We start from the raw sequence: 13,797 nt of genomic DNA on the forward strand, positions 1-13,797 counted from the left end.
AATTAAACACCCTCTACTGCATGAAGGCGAGAACGCAATGAAAAATCAGATGAAAGGTTGTTTTGCCGCCGTACTGTTCGCCTGCGCTGGCAGCGCGGCAGCGGCTACCACTACGCTCAACGCCCTGTTTATGACGCAGGCGGCCTATAGTGAAAATGATATCCGCGCCATGACGCAGGCGTTTCAGACAGCGCACCCGGACGTGCAGGTCAATCTCGAGTTTGTTCCTTACGAAGCGCTGCACGATAAGATCGTCGCGGCACGCGGCGCGGGCGGCAACGGTTACGATGTGGTGCTGTTTGATGCCATCTGGCCGGCGGAATTCAGCAAGTTCGACCTGCTGCAGGATGTCAGTAGCCGCATCAGCGCAGATGAAAAAGAGAAAATCTTCCCCGGCGCAATGAACACCGTGGTGTTCAAAGGAAAAACACTGGGCATGCCGTGGATCCTCGACACCAAATATCTCTACTACAACAAAGCGATGCTGGAAAAAGCCGGCATTAAAGATCTGCCGCAAACCTGGCAGCAGGTGCTGGATGATGCGCGCATCATTAAGCAGAAAAATATCGTTAAATATCCGCTGGTATGGAGCTGGTCACAGGCGGAAGCGCTGGTGTGTGACTACACCACGCTGGTCTCCGGCTTCGGCGGCAAATTCTATAACAACGGCAAGCTCGATTTCTCTACGCCAGCCTCGCTGCAGGCGGTGAAGCTGATGAAAAGCTCGCTCGATGAGGGCCTGACCAACCCGGCTTCGCGCGAATATCTGGAAGAGGACGTGCGCAAAGCCTTTTCCAACGGCGATGCGGCTTTCGCGCTCAACTGGACCTACATGTACAACATGGCCAACGATGCCAAACAGAGTAAAGTCGCCGGCCAGGTTGGCATCATGCCCGCACCCGGCGATGCGCCCAATCGTTTCGGCGCGGTCAACGGTTCGATGGGTCTGGGCATTGCCAAAGGCAGCAGCCATCCGGAGCAGGCGTGGCAGTACATCAGTTACATGACTTCGCAGCCGGTACAGAATAAATACGCCACGCTCAGTCTGCCGATCTGGAAAAGCTCCTATCAGGATCCCGCGGTCAGTAAGAATCAGGAGAGCCTGATCGCTGCTGCCGACAAATCGCTGAATGTCATGCTGTCGCGTCCGGAAACCGCTGATTACTCACGTCTCTCCAACACCCTGCAGCAGCAGCTGCAACAGGTTCTGGTCGGCAGCGCGACACCGGAAGCAGCCATGCAGGCGGTAGACAAAAGTGCGGCGCGTCTGCGTTAAGGGGTCAGTATGCTGAGTTTGCGTCAACGCGAACAACGGCAGGCGTGGGTGCTGCTGGCACCCATGCTACTGGTGATGCTGTTGCTCACCGCCTGGCCGCTGCTGCGCACTATCTGGCTGAGTTTTACCGATGCCGCGCTGATTGGCAGCGGCGGTGAAGCGCCGCAATGGATTGGCCTGGAGAACTATCTCTACGCCATTACCGATGCGGATTTTCAAACCTCGCTGTGGCGCACGCTCTACTTCACCGTGGTGTCGGTAGCGATTGAAGGCGTCATCGGCGTGCTGGTTGCGCTGCTGCTCAACCAGAAATTCGCCGGACGTAACGTGCTGCGCGTGCTGGTGATTCTGCCGTGGGCGCTGCCAACCATTGTGAACGCCATGATGTGGCGCCTCAATTTCAATCCGGACTACGGCAGTATCAACGCCCTGCTGACGCAACTCGGTATTATCGATGGCTACCGCAGCTGGCTGGGATCGCCGGCTTCCGCGCTCAACGCGGTAATGTTTGCCGACATCTGGAAAAACTATCCGCTGGTGACACTGCTGGTGCTGGCGGCGCTGCAGTCGGTGCCGGAGGATCTCTACGAAGCGGCGCGGCTGGATGGCGCATCGGCATGGCGGCGTTTTCGTGCCATCACCTTTCCGGCGATTGTCGGATCGCTCAGCGTCGCGCTGGTGTTACGCACTATCGACGCCTTTAAAATCTTCGACATCATCTATGTGATGACGCGCGGCGGTCCGGTCGACAGCACCAAAACGCTGAGCTTTTACGTCTATCAGGAATCCTTCAGCTACCTGCGCGCCGGCAGCGGTGCGGCTTATGCCATGTTAATGACGCTGCTGTGCGCGGTGCTGATCACCCTTTACATGCTATTACTGTGGCGGCAGCGCCGTCGGGGAAGTGCCTATGAAGGTTAAACTGCGTACCTGCGCTAAATACGCGGCGGCGCTGCTGGTGGCGATCTCCGTCGTGGCACCGATGGGCTGGCTGTTTCTGATGAGCGTCAGCGCCACCAGCGATCTGACACGCGTGCCGCTGGAGTGGCTGCCGCGCCAGTGGGATTTCAGCCGCTACGGCAGACTGATCTCGCTGGAACCCGGCCAGCCCGGCGCGCTGTTTCTGCATGCGCTGGGTAACAGCCTGCTGGTGGCGACCGGCGCGACGCTGGTGTGTCTGCTGCTGGCGATTCCGGCGGCGTTCAGCTTCTCGCGCTATCGCGGTCGCGACGGCTGGCTGTTCGCGTCTCTGGCCATCTATATGGTGCCGCCGGTGGCGTTTGTGCTGCCGCTCTACTTTCTGCTGCAGCAGTTCGATCTGCTCAACACCCGACCCGGTTTGATCATCGTGTACTGCTCGCTGATTTTGCCGTTTCTCACCTGGATGCTGAAAAACCAGTTTGATGCCCTGCCGCAGGATATCGAACAGGCCGCGCGTCTTGATGGCCTGCGCGTCTGGCAGGTGCTGCTGCGCATTACGCTGCCGCTGGCGAAGCCGGTGCTGGGCGCGGCGGCGCTGTTTGGCTGGCTGCTGGCGTGGGATGAATTTTTCTACGCCCTGCTGTTCACCAGTAACATCGCCGCGCAAACCCTGCCGGTCACCATTGCCGGCTTTACCGCAGGCCGCGCCACCGATGATGGGCTGATTGCCGCCGTCGGCATTCTGGCGTCGGTTCCTCCTCTCTTTATCGCTATCTGGCTGCAAAAAACGCTGGTCAGCGGCCTTGCCAGTGGCGGGAGCAAAGGATGATGAGCAATAAGGAAGCCCGCGCCACGCTCTACGTGGTGGGCAATATCAATGTCGATGTCATCATGGGTACGCTGGACAGCTGGCCGCAGCGTGGCACCGAAGTGATGCTGCAGCACAGTGAGCTGCGTCCGGGCGGTTCGGCGGGCAACTGCGCGCTGGCGCTGGAAGCGATGCAGGTGCGCCATCGCGCCGTCGCTAATCAGGGCGATGACGGCCTCAGCGCATGGCTGGCGAGCCATTTTCCGCACAGCGCGGCGCACTGGACACGCTACGCCTGCGAAACCTCGCTCACCGTTGGCGTCACGCACTCCGATCACGAGCGATCGTTCCTCAGCAATCTCGGTCACATTGTGCGGCTCAGCGCGCAGGACGTGTTGAGCCAGCTCCCGGCGCAAGCCAGCAGCGGCGATATCGTGCTGTTGTGCGGCACGTTTCTCTGCCTGCAACTGTATGACGACTATCCGCAGTTGCTGGCCGAACTGCAGCAGCGCGGGTTTATCACTGCCGTCGATACCGGCTGGCCGCCTCAGGGCTGGAGCGATGAGGTACGCGCGCAGATCGCCCGCTGGCTGCCGCAGTGCGACTGGCTGCTGCTCAATGAAGTCGAAACGGTCGGGCTGAGTGGGGCAGATGATCTGCACACCGGCGCGCACCTGCTGGCGCAACGGCTCAGCGGGCGCGGCGGCTGCGTGGTGAAATGCGGTGCGCAGGGCGCAGGCTGCTGGCAACGTCAGCACAGCCTGCAACAGCCTGGTCGCGCAGTCGCGGTGGTCGACACCATCGGTGCCGGCGACAGCTTTAACGCCGGTTTTCTTACCGCGCTGCTGCATCAGCAGGATCTTGCCACCGCGCTGCAATGGGGCATTGCGGTGGCCTCACTGGCAATCAGCACGCAGCCACGTCGCTATCCCGACTGGCAACAACTGCAACTATGCGCACAGGAGTTTTAAATTATGGCCGGTGTTGAACTCGTTAAAGTGGCCAAGCGCTACGGTAAACAGTCGGTGCTGCATCCGCTCGACCTGACCATTCCCGACGGCAGCTTTACCGTGCTGGTTGGCCCGTCCGGCTGCGGCAAGTCGACGCTGCTGCGCCTGCTCGCCGGACTGGAGAGTCTCTCCGACGGCGCGATTCTGATGGATAAAGTGCAGATTAACGATCGCGATCCCGCCGATCGCGACATTGCGATGGTGTTTCAGAGTTATGCGCTTTATCCGCATCTGACGGTGGCCGAAAACCTGGCGTTTCATATGCAGGTGAAAAAGGTACGCCGCGATGAGCAGCAGCAGAAAATCGCGCGCATCGCCGCGATTCTTGGCATAGATAAGCTGCTGCAGCGCTACCCGCGCGCGCTATCGGGTGGGCAGCGTCAGCGCGTGGCGATGGGCCGCGCCATGGTGCGTAATCCGCAGGTGTTTCTGTTTGACGAACCGCTCTCTAACCTTGATGCCCAGCTGCGTATGGAGCTGCGCGCCGAGATCAAGTCACTGCATCAGCGTTTCAAAACCACCATGGTGTATGTCACGCACGATCAGGTAGAAGCGATGACGCTGGCCGACCAGATTGTGGTGATGAAAGAGGGACGCATCGTGCAACAGGGCGCACCGCTGGCGATCTACGATCGTCCGGCAGATACCTTTGTGGCGCGTTTTATTGGTTCGCCGCCCATGAACCTGTTGCCGGCACAATTGCTGACGCATGACGGCGTGCCGGGCGTGCAGTGTCAGGACTGGTGGCAGCCGCTGCCCGCGCAGTGGCAGGCGGTGGCGCGGGAACGTGAAGGCGCTGCCGTGACGCTGGGGGTGCGCCCGCACGATTTGTGCGAAGTGCAGGACGGCGCGCCTGCGAGGGTGAACGTGGTGGAGATTACCGGGGAATCAACTCTGCTGCACCTTGACTGGCACGGTCATGCGCTGCACATGCAGATGGCCGGACGGCATGCGGCCGGCAGTGGTGCGACGCTGCGCATCGGTTTCAATCCGCAAAAAATTCATCTGTTCGATGCCGAAAGTGGTTTACGCCTGGCGGAAAAGTAAGCGCGGCGCGGTTTTCAGGTGCCGGGGCGCATCAATGCGCACCCGGCCCAAAAACCTGTTATTACCTTGCAGGATCAGGGTTTACGGTGACCAGACGGGCTGACTTTTTCCCTCCGGCGTCAGCCTTCAGCCGTCACCGGCTGGAACGTCCGGCGGTTGACGCTGGTCAGCACCACCAGCAGTGCCATCATCAGCAACTCCACCGCCAGCGTACCGCTGATGGCTGCCAGATGGTTACCATGCTGATTGATCTGGGTGAACACGCCGCCGAGCAGCATCGGTCCCAGTCCCAGCGCCGATTGCTGCACGGTAGACAGCACCGCACTGCCTGCGCCGGCCTGATGATGCGGCACCCCGCTCATGCCAATCCGGTAGAAGGTGCTGACAATAAACGACTGGCCAAAGCCAATCAGCGCGGTAGCCGGAATCAACGTAGCAATGCCCACCTGCGGCCACTTAAGCTGCAGCGTCGCGATCAGCGCCACCAGCCCGACCATCTGAATCGCACAGCCAGACAGTAACGTGGCACGTTTACCATAGCGCTCAACCATGCGGGTAGTACGCATTGAGCCGATAAAATAGGCCGCACCCAGGGCAATAAATGCGTTGCCGGACTGGAAAGCGGTCATGCCGATGCCGGATTGCAGTGTCAGCGCCACCGCAAACATAAAGCCGCTCCAGCAGGAGAAGAACAGCACCGCCAGCGTCAGACCAAAACGCACGCTGGAAAGACGCAACAGCGAGGGCGGCAGCAGCGGCGATCCGCCAGCGGCTTCCAGTCGCAGCGCGCTATGACGCAGCCGATGCAGAAACAACGGAAACAGCGCCAGTAGTAACAGGCACGGCCACGACCAGTGCAGTAGCGGCCCCAGCGCGAGGGCCAGCATCAGACAGCCGATCGCGCCGGCCAGCAGCAGCGTACCGCTCACATCCACCGGCACCCGCTTGAGGTTATGCGTTTCCGGCACGAAGCGGCGCGCGGTTAGCAGGACGAACAGGCAGATCGGCAGGTTGATGAGAAACACGCTGCGCCAGCCGTAGCCGCCAATATCGGCTTTGATCAAAAAACCGCCCAGCACCTGGCCAATAATAAAAGCCAGCCCGCCGATACCGCCGTACAGGCCAATGGCCCGCGCATGCGCCCTGCCCTGCAGCGTAACGTGCAGCGTGGCGAGAATCTGCGGCACCATAAAAGCGGCGCCTACGCCCTGCAGCGCGCGGGCAAACATCAGCATGCCGACGCTGTTAGCGATGCCGCACAATAATGACGCAATGCCAAAGATCCAGACGCCGGCAAGGAACACACGACGGCGGCCAAAGTTATCGCCCAGGCGTCCGCCCATCGCCAGACAAATAGCAAAAGCGATACCGTACACCGCCACGATCAGCGCCAGCGCGATCGGCGAGGCACGCAGCGATTGCGCCATCGCATCCAGCGCGACGTTGACTATGGAAAAGTCGATCATCGGCAATAGCTGCCCGGCCAGCAGGACCACCAGTCCTGCACGTTGAAGTTGCGATGTCTGCATAGCGTTAACCTTGTTTTTAGTTTCACTACGGCATAGCATCACCTAACCGTTAAACGGGTACCAGTTCTTGATTATCATGGTATAAATTCTACCCGTCTCGTCTGGAGAGCTGCTGATGAGCACCGCGCAAACCCTTACCCCCGCTGAGCTGAACAACCGTAAATTACTCGGTACCTTTTTACGTACGCGCCGCGAGAGCCTGGATCCTAACCGCCTCGGTTTACCGCGTATGCGTCAGCGCCGCACGCCGGGTTTACGCCGTGAAGAGGTAGCGCAGCTGGCGGATGTCGGCGTCACCTGGTACACCTGGCTGGAACAGGGGCGCGATATCAAAGCCTCCACCAAAACGCTGACGGCCATCGCCAGCGCCCTGCAATGCAATGATGTTGAGACGCAGCATCTTTTCTCGCTGGCCGGAAACACTCTGCCATCGACGCGCGTCGCTGCTGCCTGCTGCAAACTCGCCGGACATAATCAGCAAATGCTGGATGCCATTCAGCTGCCGGCGATCATCGAAACGCCGCGCTTCGATATTCTCGGCTATAACCAGGCGTGGTGTGCGCTGATGGGCGTCGATTTAGCCCAGATCGCGCCGGAAGATCGCAACTGTATCTGGCTGGCGTTCAACCATGCCGGCTGGCGTAACGTGATGACCGACTGGGACGAAGTAATGCCACAGATGGTGGCGATGTTTCGCGGTCAGATGGGCGAGCATCTGGGCGATCCGCACTGGGAAAGCTTTCTGGCGCGATTGCTGAACAGTTCCGATGAGTTCGCGCACACCTGGCAGCGCTACGAACTAGGCAAGGTGGAAAACCGCGTAAAACGCTTTTACCGTGCCGAAGTAGGCGAAATGATCCTGCGCCAGAACAACTGGTGGTCGGCGTCACGCAACGGTGACCGCCTGCTGGTGTATGTGCCGGATGATGCCGCCAGCGCAGCGGCGCTGCAACAGTTAACGGCGCGCTGAATCCTGCCGCTTTCTTAACATGTCAGGCTGAAAGTGTTTATACGTTGTATCAACATCATCACGGCTATACAATGTATACACATTCTTCGGAGGCCTGTTATGACGACCGTCACCTTAAAGAAATGGGGCAACAGTCCCTCGATTCGCATCCCGTCCAGCGTGATGCAATCCGCGTCGCTCAGCGTGGACGATAAACTGGAACTCAGCGTTGAAGATGGCAAACTGATCCTTGTGCCGCTCAGGGAAAAGGTGTATTCACTGGACGCTCTGCTGGACGAGATCACCGACGATAACGTCCATGATAAAATTGATTTTGGACCTTCAGTGGGCAAGGAAAGAATCTGATGGTGTCACGTTTTGTTCCCGATGCAGGCGATCTCATCTGGCTGGATTTTGATCCCACCCTTGGCCATGAACAGGGCGGCCATCGTCCTGCGGTTGTGCTGAGTCCCTTTGCCTATAACAACAAGGTTGGCATGTTGTTGTGCGTCCCATGTACCACCCAGGTCAAAGGCTATCCTTTTGAAGTTTCCCTTACCGGTAGCCGTGATAGTGTGGCGCTGGCCGATCAGGTCACCTCCATCGACTGGCGCGCCAGAAAAGTGGTGAAAAAAAGCCATGTGACCGCCGAGGAACTGAGTGAGATTCGCGCTAAAGCTAAAGCGCTGATTGGCTGACGTCCGTTATCTTTGCCATCGCCACCGATAAGAATGTCCTGCGCTATCCCCAACCTTATTTATCCTGACTATGCTTATCAGACGATAATAAATTCAGGAGAGCGCATGAAACTACTTTATTTCGTTTCGCTTATTGCTGCAGCCGGTTATTTACTGGCTTTCTTACCTAAACTGCGCACCCGTCGCGAGCCTGTGGCTTATTGGGGGTGCTGGGCTTATTTAGGTCTGAACGCGGTATATTGGTCAGTATTTGCGTTTCGCTATTATTTTCTGCGCTAACCGTGGTAACGTCATGAAGGAGTTATGTTATGTCAGAAAACAATCGCGATCGGATGCCCTATTTACTCTATTTTTCCCGTCAGCGTTTACTGGTGGAAAATATCGATGGCCACATCGTTGATATTGGCGGTGCGGAAAGAGTGGGCGATCGTTATCGCTGGCAGCTGGACGGTAAAGATGCCGGGGGAGAAACGGAGCAGGAAGTGGACGAATTACTGGCCGAGGTGGAAAAACACCTTAGCTTTTTGTTCGTCGATGGCCAGTTTACCAGCCTGCCCGATGTCAGTGCTGACTATGGCGATCGGCTGGATAACGCGCCCTCACGGCAAATTGCACTACCCGAGCTCAACGACCGCGATGAAGATATCGTGCGTTAAGCCACTGAAGCAGGCTGCCGTCAGGCAGCCTGTCAGCACTCAGGCCGCTGGCGTGGTACTGGCCATACCGGGCACCAGAATCACTTTGCGGCAATCCTCTTTGCGTTTTTCAAAGATTTCATAGCCGCGCGCGGCCTCTTCCAGCGGCATATGGTGCGTCACAATCTCTTCCGGCGTCAGCAGCCCTTGCTCAATCAGCGACAGCAGGCGCGGTAAATAGGCCTGCACATGCGTCTGGCCCATTTTAAACGTCAGTCCTTTATCGAATGCATCGCCAAACAGGAAGCCGTGGATAAAGCCGGCATACACGCCCGGCACGCTGACCACACCGCCACGGCGTACCGCCGCAATACACTGCCGCAGCGCCTTCCCGCTGCTGCCCTCCAGCTTCAGATTACTCATCACCGTTTCCGTCAGGCTGCCCTTGGCTTCAAAACCTACCGCATCGATTACCGCATCAACGCCCCGGTGGCCCTGGGTATGATCAATGATCCAGCCAGCAGGATCGTCGATTTCATCAAAATTGATCGGCGTAACCCCATAACGCTGGCGGGCAAATTCCAGTCGATAAGCGTTGTGGTCAATCATAAAGATCTCTTCCGCCCCTGCCAGGCGCGCGCAGGCGGCGCTCAGTAACCCGACCGGGCCGGCGCCAAAAATGGCGACGCTGGAGCCTTTATCCAGCCCGGCATTTTGCACTGCCTGCCAGGCGGTGGGCAGGATATCGGAGAGAAACAGCACTTTCTCATCCGGTAGCGCCAGCGGCACTTTAAATGGCCCGACATTGGCTTTTGGCACCCGTACATATTCCGCCTGGCCGCCCGGCACGCCACCGTACAGTTTGCTGTAGCCAAATAACGCTGCAGGAGGGGTAATATTTTTCTTGTTTAAAATAGCACCGCGCCCGCTATTGGTATTTTCACAGGCTGCATACTGATGCAGATGACAAAAGAAACAGTCGCCACAGGCAATAACAAAGGGCACCACAACGCGATCGCCAATTTTTACGTTGGTAACCTCACTCCCCGCTTCGACCACTTCACCCATAAATTCGTGACCAAATATATCACCGTGATCGGTACCGGGAATTTTCCCGCGATAAAGATGTAAGTCGGAGCCGCAAATTGCCGTCGCGGTGACGCGTAAAATAATGTCGTCCGGCTGCTCTAAAATCGGGTCAGGAACAGTTTCAACGCGCACCCGATGTGGGCCATGATAAGTTAACGCTTTCATAATCGGCTCCTCATAAATAAGCGTAACGAAAGGCTGTCTTTATTTAACCTGAATCGCTTAAGCCTGGTAGCAATAGTCGAATAGGCAAGCGTATCGGTATCGGGTGCAGAGCGGGGTCCGGCGCAGTTGCGCTTTGTGCGATATCTCGCAGAGAGGCATTTCTTACAGTAACGGCTAAAAATAATACTGGATATGCAAACAGTATATTGTATACTTATCCAGCAGTCTGATGGACTGTTCCACGTTTGTAAGAGGTGATACTGATGATGATCTCAACGGAAAGTCTTGCTGCTCTCAACGCAACCCTGCTGATGAGCAGCCGTGAAATTGCCAGAATAACCGGCATCACGCATGGCGAAGTGAAGCGCCTGATTAAAAGCCTGGAAACCGCGCAGCGCCTTTCCCAGCCTGTCACGGTGAATCATTACGAGCATGAAGGTGAGACACGTCAGGAGTTTCAGCTAAATAAACGTGACTCGCTGCTGGCGGTTGCTCGTCTTTCCCCTGGCTTTACCGCCGAACTGCTGGACCGCTGGCAGGAGCGGGAAAAATTCACCCATCTGCCCGATTTCACCAATCCGGCGGAAGCGGCCCGTGCCTGGGCAGAACAGTTTGAGCAACGCCGTGCGGCGGAACAGCAACTGGCGCTGACGGCCCCAAAGGCAGAATTCTTTGATCGCTTTGTTGATGTGCATGAGTCGCTGGGTTTTCGCCAGCTGTGCAAAATGCTCAAAGTGAAAGAGCCGGAGTTTCGGCAGTTTCTGCTTGAGCGCAACATTATGTACCGTGACAAAGGTGCGCTGACGCCACAGCAGCACCATCTGCAGGCTGGCTATTTTGCGCTGCGCAGCGGAATGGGTGAAAACCAGCATGCTTTTTCGCAGGCACGGTTTACCGCGAAAGGTGTGAAGTGGGTTGCCAGCCTGTGGGCCGGTCATGTCGCTGCACGGCCGAATGGTGTCGCTGCCTGATATTCAGCCGGTCAGGACGACCGGCTGGATTCGCTTAGCGCTGATGGCGGCGGCGCTGGAGCCGATGGCGAAACTGCCTGACCTCTTCGCGTGACCAGCAGCGAGAGGAGAGCGGCAGGCTGTCATCAACCGCCGCCGGCAGCGGCAATTTTTCCAGCGTGCCACGATTACACATAGCACGCGCCAGCGTGTTACAGGGGATATCAAGGTATTGCGCCATCTGCGGCAGCGTCATCAGGGTGGTACGCATACTCACCTCCATCTGGCTTATGTTTCGCCTTCCATGGTTGAGCAGCCCGGCAGATGTTTTTTTGATCGCGATCAGCCTACGCCTTAATTCAGGTTAAAAATTAATCAACCCGCTACCCTGTGGTCTGCGCCATCGCTTCGCTCACTGTGCCGCCGGAAAGTTTCGCTGAATCGGTGCAAACGCGCTGGCGGTTTTGCCGATCAGCCGTTGTGGCCGGAACTCTTTCAGCAGATCGCTGGGACTGTCGCCGATCAGTTCTTCCGCCACCAGCCGGCCAATCAGCGGTGATAACGTGATGCCGCTGTGCGTCACCGCGACATACACGCGCTGATGCGGGGTGACAAAGCCCAGTGCCGGCAAACCATCAGCCGGACGCGCCCGCTGCCCGACGACAATCTGCTCGATCTGCAACGCACCGGCCGTGGCAAACAGCGCACGGTAGCGCTCACGAAACTGATCGGCGATGGCGCCATGAGTCGACGGCGGCGCGCCCGGATCGGCCAGATGATCGAGATCCAGCGCCTGTAACAGTAACCGCCCGCCGCCGTCCGGCCGCACGTTCAGCTGCGGAGAAATCAGGTTGGTGCCAAGCGATAACGGCTGCGGTGCGGTGCGCGCCAGAAAGCTGCAGGCCACCGCATCAGGCTTGCTGGTGTCAATCAGCGCCAGTTCCAGTCCAAGCGTATGCAGCAGCTGATTGGCCCAGCGTCCGGTCGCCAGCACCAGACGATCACCCTGCCACTGCTCACCCTGCTCCAGCTGCACCGTCACGCCTTCCGCATTTTCACTGATGTGCTGAATCGCCTGATGCTGATGCAGTACCGCGCCGTGCGCCTGCGCCTCTGACCACAGCCGTGCCAGATACAGCGCCGGATAGAGCACCGATTCCGTTGGAAAATGCCAGATGCTGCCGTGCACCGCAGACGCGCGCAGTTCAGGAATTTCCTGCTGCAGCTCGGCCAGCGTCCTTTGCCGTGCCGCATAGCCAGCGGCCTGCAAGGCGGTGGCACGCTGCTGCAGTTGCTGTTCGGCTTCACCCGCGCCGGCCCACTCCCAGGTGCCACAAGGTTCCAGCCAGCGCACGCCATTGGTCTGCGTCAGCTGCAGCCGGATATGCTCCTCCATCGCCAGCGCATTGAGGCGGTGGTAGCTGGCAGGCTGTTTGCCGTTGGAGTTTACCCAGGCAAATGTGGTGCTGCTGGTGCCCGCGCCCATGTGTTGCCGGTCAAAGAGGGTCACCTGCGCGCCCTGCCGCGCCAGCGCCCACGCCACGGCGAGGCCGATCACACCCGCACCGATTACCGCCACTTTTTGCGTCGTCATAGCTGTCTCCTCTGATTGCCCGTCATCATAGCAGTCACCGCAGCGAAAACTGGCCTGAGGGTCATAGGAATTACTTCTCAGATTATTCAATAAATAAAAAAAGCGTGACGGTGCGTTAAAGTCGCTTCGCTCGCTGGCGCACTCCCCTTACCGGGTCTACGGTTAATTGAAAAAGCACAAGAATTTAACTAACCATGGAAAGCCGCTATGACCGCCCATGTCGATACCACAGCAAGCCAGGAAAGCGATCTCCTTCAGTTGCATCACGCATTGCAGGCTCATCTTGAACATTTATTGCCTGCCGGGCAGCAGGCCGATCGCGTTCGGGCTGCCATGCGTGCCGGCACGCTGGCACCGGGCAAACGTATTCGTCCGCTCTTGCTGCTGCTGGCAGCACGCGATATGGGCTGTGACGTGGCGCAGCACGGCATCCTTGATCTTGCCTGTGCAGTCGAAATGGTGCACGCCGCCTCACTGATCCTTGACGACATTCCATCAATGGATAACGCCCGGATGCGACGTGGGCGCCCGGCAATCCACTGTGAATATGGGGAAAACGTGGCGATCCTGGCAGCGGTCGCGCTACTCAGCCGCGCCTTTGAGGTGATTGCACTCGCGCCGGGTCTGCCGGCAACGCACAAAGCCGAAGCCATTGCCGAGCTCTCCTCTGCCGTGGGCCTGCAGGGACTGGTTCAGGGTCAGTTCCAGGATCTGCATGACGGCGCACACAGCCGCAGTCCGGAAGCCATCACCCTGACCAACGAACTGAAAACCAGCGTCCTGTTTCGCGCCACGCTGCAGATGGCGGCGATTGCGGCCGATGCGTCAGTGCAGGTGCGTCAGCGTTTAAGCTATTTTGCGCAGGATTTAGGTCAGGCATTCCAGTTACTGGACGACCTGGCAGATGGCTCTAAACACACTGGCAAGGACTGTCATCAGGATCAGGGCAAATCCACTCTGGTGCAGATGCTGGGTCCGGAAGGGGCTGAACGTCGTCTGCGCGACCATTTAAGCAGCGCCGATGCACACCTTGCCTGCGCCTGCCATCGCGGTGTCGCCACCCGTCAATATATGCACGCCCTGTTTAATCAACAGCTGGCGATGTTTAACTGAAGCCGGTCATACC

General features: G+C 58.2%; 16 protein-coding genes. 12 read left to right on the plus strand and 4 right to left on the minus strand.

Translation table 11 applies throughout. The features are described from left to right. Nucleotides 1-37: 37 nt before the first annotated feature. Genes AC6I7J_RS21790 through AC6I7J_RS21810 form a run of 5 tightly spaced genes read left to right on the plus strand, consistent with a single transcriptional unit; the run spans nucleotide 38 to nucleotide 5,062 of the window. Nucleotides 38-1,276 (plus strand): extracellular solute-binding protein, encoded by a 1,239-nt coding sequence (locus AC6I7J_RS21790; protein ID WP_058776097.1) that lies wholly within the window; start codon nucleotides 38-40, stop codon nucleotides 1,274-1,276. Nucleotides 1,277-1,285: 9 nt separating this feature from the next. Beyond that, nucleotides 1,286-2,197, plus strand: a complete 912-nt coding sequence (locus AC6I7J_RS21795; protein WP_021508901.1) for a carbohydrate ABC transporter permease — start codon at nucleotides 1,286-1,288, stop codon at nucleotides 2,195-2,197. After that, nucleotides 2,187-3,026: a carbohydrate ABC transporter permease gene (locus tag AC6I7J_RS21800; protein WP_260640997.1), complete on the plus strand. Its 840-nt coding sequence runs from the start codon at nucleotides 2,187-2,189 to the stop codon at nucleotides 3,024-3,026. Before AC6I7J_RS21795 ends, AC6I7J_RS21800 begins: the two co-directional genes overlap by 11 nt. Then, nucleotides 3,026-3,976 carry a carbohydrate kinase family protein gene (locus AC6I7J_RS21805; protein ID WP_498007478.1) on the plus strand — a complete coding sequence of 317 codons (951 nt, stop codon included), beginning with the start codon at nucleotides 3,026-3,028 and terminating at the stop codon, nucleotides 3,974-3,976. The genes AC6I7J_RS21800 and AC6I7J_RS21805 overlap by 1 nt, the downstream gene beginning before the upstream one ends. Before the next feature lie 3 nt (nucleotides 3,977-3,979). Next, nucleotides 3,980-5,062, plus strand: coding sequence for an ABC transporter ATP-binding protein (locus tag AC6I7J_RS21810; protein ID WP_058776100.1), 1,083 nt, complete (start codon nucleotides 3,980-3,982; stop codon nucleotides 5,060-5,062). A gap of 119 nt (nucleotides 5,063-5,181) precedes the next feature. Here the strand turns inward: AC6I7J_RS21810 and AC6I7J_RS21815 are convergent, their stop codons facing one another. After that, the gene (locus AC6I7J_RS21815) at nucleotides 5,182-6,591 is read right to left on the minus strand and encodes an MFS transporter (protein WP_058758997.1); all 1,410 of its coding nucleotides are present in this window, start codon (nucleotides 6,589-6,591) and stop codon (nucleotides 5,182-5,184) included. 115 nt (nucleotides 6,592-6,706) lie between these two features. On the opposite strand from AC6I7J_RS21815, the gene AC6I7J_RS21820 reads away from it, so the two are divergent. The 5 genes from AC6I7J_RS21820 to AC6I7J_RS21840 all read left to right on the plus strand — a co-directional run bounded on the left by AC6I7J_RS21820 (nucleotide 6,707) and on the right by AC6I7J_RS21840 (nucleotide 8,894). After that, the gene (locus tag AC6I7J_RS21820; protein ID WP_498007336.1) at nucleotides 6,707-7,561 is read left to right on the plus strand and encodes a helix-turn-helix transcriptional regulator; all 855 of its coding nucleotides are present in this window, start codon (nucleotides 6,707-6,709) and stop codon (nucleotides 7,559-7,561) included. Nucleotides 7,562-7,660: 99 nt separating this feature from the next. Continuing rightward, nucleotides 7,661-7,906: an AbrB/MazE/SpoVT family DNA-binding domain-containing protein gene (locus tag AC6I7J_RS21825; RefSeq protein WP_058770344.1), complete on the plus strand. Its 246-nt coding sequence runs from the start codon at nucleotides 7,661-7,663 to the stop codon at nucleotides 7,904-7,906. Then, a complete protein-coding gene (gene mazF / locus AC6I7J_RS21830) occupies nucleotides 7,906-8,238 on the plus strand; it encodes an endoribonuclease MazF (protein WP_058770345.1) in 333 nt (110 codons plus the stop codon). Before AC6I7J_RS21825 ends, mazF begins: the two co-directional genes overlap by 1 nt. Before the next feature lie 105 nt (nucleotides 8,239-8,343). Further along, a complete protein-coding gene (locus tag AC6I7J_RS21835) occupies nucleotides 8,344-8,517 on the plus strand; it encodes a hypothetical protein (RefSeq protein WP_498007337.1) in 174 nt (57 codons plus the stop codon). A 29-nt stretch (nucleotides 8,518-8,546) separates the two neighbouring features. Then, the gene (locus AC6I7J_RS21840; RefSeq protein WP_021508894.1) at nucleotides 8,547-8,894 is read left to right on the plus strand and encodes a hypothetical protein; all 348 of its coding nucleotides are present in this window, start codon (nucleotides 8,547-8,549) and stop codon (nucleotides 8,892-8,894) included. A 39-nt stretch (nucleotides 8,895-8,933) separates the two neighbouring features. Here the strand turns inward: AC6I7J_RS21840 and AC6I7J_RS21845 are convergent, their stop codons facing one another. Then, nucleotides 8,934-10,127, minus strand: coding sequence for a zinc-dependent alcohol dehydrogenase (locus tag AC6I7J_RS21845; protein WP_021508893.1), 1,194 nt, complete (start codon nucleotides 10,125-10,127; stop codon nucleotides 8,934-8,936). A 263-nt stretch (nucleotides 10,128-10,390) separates the two neighbouring features. Between AC6I7J_RS21845 and AC6I7J_RS21850 the strand changes: the two genes are divergently transcribed. Next, nucleotides 10,391-11,098 carry a phage antirepressor KilAC domain-containing protein gene (locus AC6I7J_RS21850; protein WP_021508892.1) on the plus strand — a complete coding sequence of 236 codons (708 nt, stop codon included), beginning with the start codon at nucleotides 10,391-10,393 and terminating at the stop codon, nucleotides 11,096-11,098. 34 nt (nucleotides 11,099-11,132) lie between these two features. Here AC6I7J_RS21850 and AC6I7J_RS21855 read toward each other — a convergent pair whose 3' ends face one another. Together AC6I7J_RS21855 and AC6I7J_RS21860 are read right to left on the minus strand one after the other, a co-directional pair. After that, nucleotides 11,133-11,348, minus strand: a complete 216-nt coding sequence (locus tag AC6I7J_RS21855) for a hypothetical protein (RefSeq protein ID WP_164861080.1) — start codon at nucleotides 11,346-11,348, stop codon at nucleotides 11,133-11,135. 141 nt (nucleotides 11,349-11,489) lie between these two features. Continuing rightward, nucleotides 11,490-12,761: an NAD(P)/FAD-dependent oxidoreductase gene (locus tag AC6I7J_RS21860; RefSeq protein ID WP_498007338.1), complete on the minus strand. Its 1,272-nt coding sequence runs from the start codon at nucleotides 12,759-12,761 to the stop codon at nucleotides 11,490-11,492. 117 nt (nucleotides 12,762-12,878) lie between these two features. Between AC6I7J_RS21860 and AC6I7J_RS21865 the strand changes: the two genes are divergently transcribed. After that, nucleotides 12,879-13,784, plus strand: a complete 906-nt coding sequence (locus tag AC6I7J_RS21865) for a polyprenyl synthetase family protein (RefSeq protein WP_059009302.1) — start codon at nucleotides 12,879-12,881, stop codon at nucleotides 13,782-13,784. Nucleotides 13,785-13,797: the final 13 nt, after the last annotated feature.

The organism is Type-C symbiont of Plautia stali (genome assembly GCF_059730935.1).

Excerpts from the sequence above, each read along its gene's own strand:
- AC6I7J_RS21790 (WP_058776097.1), top strand. The coding sequence starts at position 38 with ATGAAAAATCAGATGAAAGGTTGTTTTGCCGCCGTACTGTTCGCCTGC.
- AC6I7J_RS21795 (WP_021508901.1), top strand. The coding sequence starts at position 1,286 with ATGCTGAGTTTGCGTCAACGCGAACAACGGCAGGCGTGGGTGCTGCTG.
- AC6I7J_RS21800 (WP_260640997.1), top strand. The coding sequence starts at position 2,187 with ATGAAGGTTAAACTGCGTACCTGCGCTAAATACGCGGCGGCGCTGCTG.
- AC6I7J_RS21805 (WP_498007478.1), top strand. The coding sequence starts at position 3,026 with ATGAGCAATAAGGAAGCCCGCGCCACGCTCTACGTGGTGGGCAATATC.
- AC6I7J_RS21810 (WP_058776100.1), top strand. The coding sequence starts at position 3,980 with ATGGCCGGTGTTGAACTCGTTAAAGTGGCCAAGCGCTACGGTAAACAG.
- AC6I7J_RS21815 (WP_058758997.1), bottom strand. The coding sequence starts at position 6,591 with ATGCAGACATCGCAACTTCAACGTGCAGGACTGGTGGTCCTGCTGGCC.
- AC6I7J_RS21820 (WP_498007336.1), top strand. The coding sequence starts at position 6,707 with ATGAGCACCGCGCAAACCCTTACCCCCGCTGAGCTGAACAACCGTAAA.
- AC6I7J_RS21825 (WP_058770344.1), top strand. The coding sequence starts at position 7,661 with ATGACGACCGTCACCTTAAAGAAATGGGGCAACAGTCCCTCGATTCGC.
- mazF (WP_058770345.1), top strand. The coding sequence starts at position 7,906 with ATGGTGTCACGTTTTGTTCCCGATGCAGGCGATCTCATCTGGCTGGAT.
- AC6I7J_RS21835 (WP_498007337.1), top strand. The coding sequence starts at position 8,344 with ATGAAACTACTTTATTTCGTTTCGCTTATTGCTGCAGCCGGTTATTTA.
- AC6I7J_RS21840 (WP_021508894.1), top strand. The coding sequence starts at position 8,547 with ATGTCAGAAAACAATCGCGATCGGATGCCCTATTTACTCTATTTTTCC.
- AC6I7J_RS21845 (WP_021508893.1), bottom strand. The coding sequence starts at position 10,127 with ATGAAAGCGTTAACTTATCATGGCCCACATCGGGTGCGCGTTGAAACT.
- AC6I7J_RS21850 (WP_021508892.1), top strand. The coding sequence starts at position 10,391 with ATGATGATCTCAACGGAAAGTCTTGCTGCTCTCAACGCAACCCTGCTG.
- AC6I7J_RS21855 (WP_164861080.1), bottom strand. The coding sequence starts at position 11,348 with ATGCGTACCACCCTGATGACGCTGCCGCAGATGGCGCAATACCTTGAT.
- AC6I7J_RS21865 (WP_059009302.1), top strand. The coding sequence starts at position 12,879 with ATGACCGCCCATGTCGATACCACAGCAAGCCAGGAAAGCGATCTCCTT.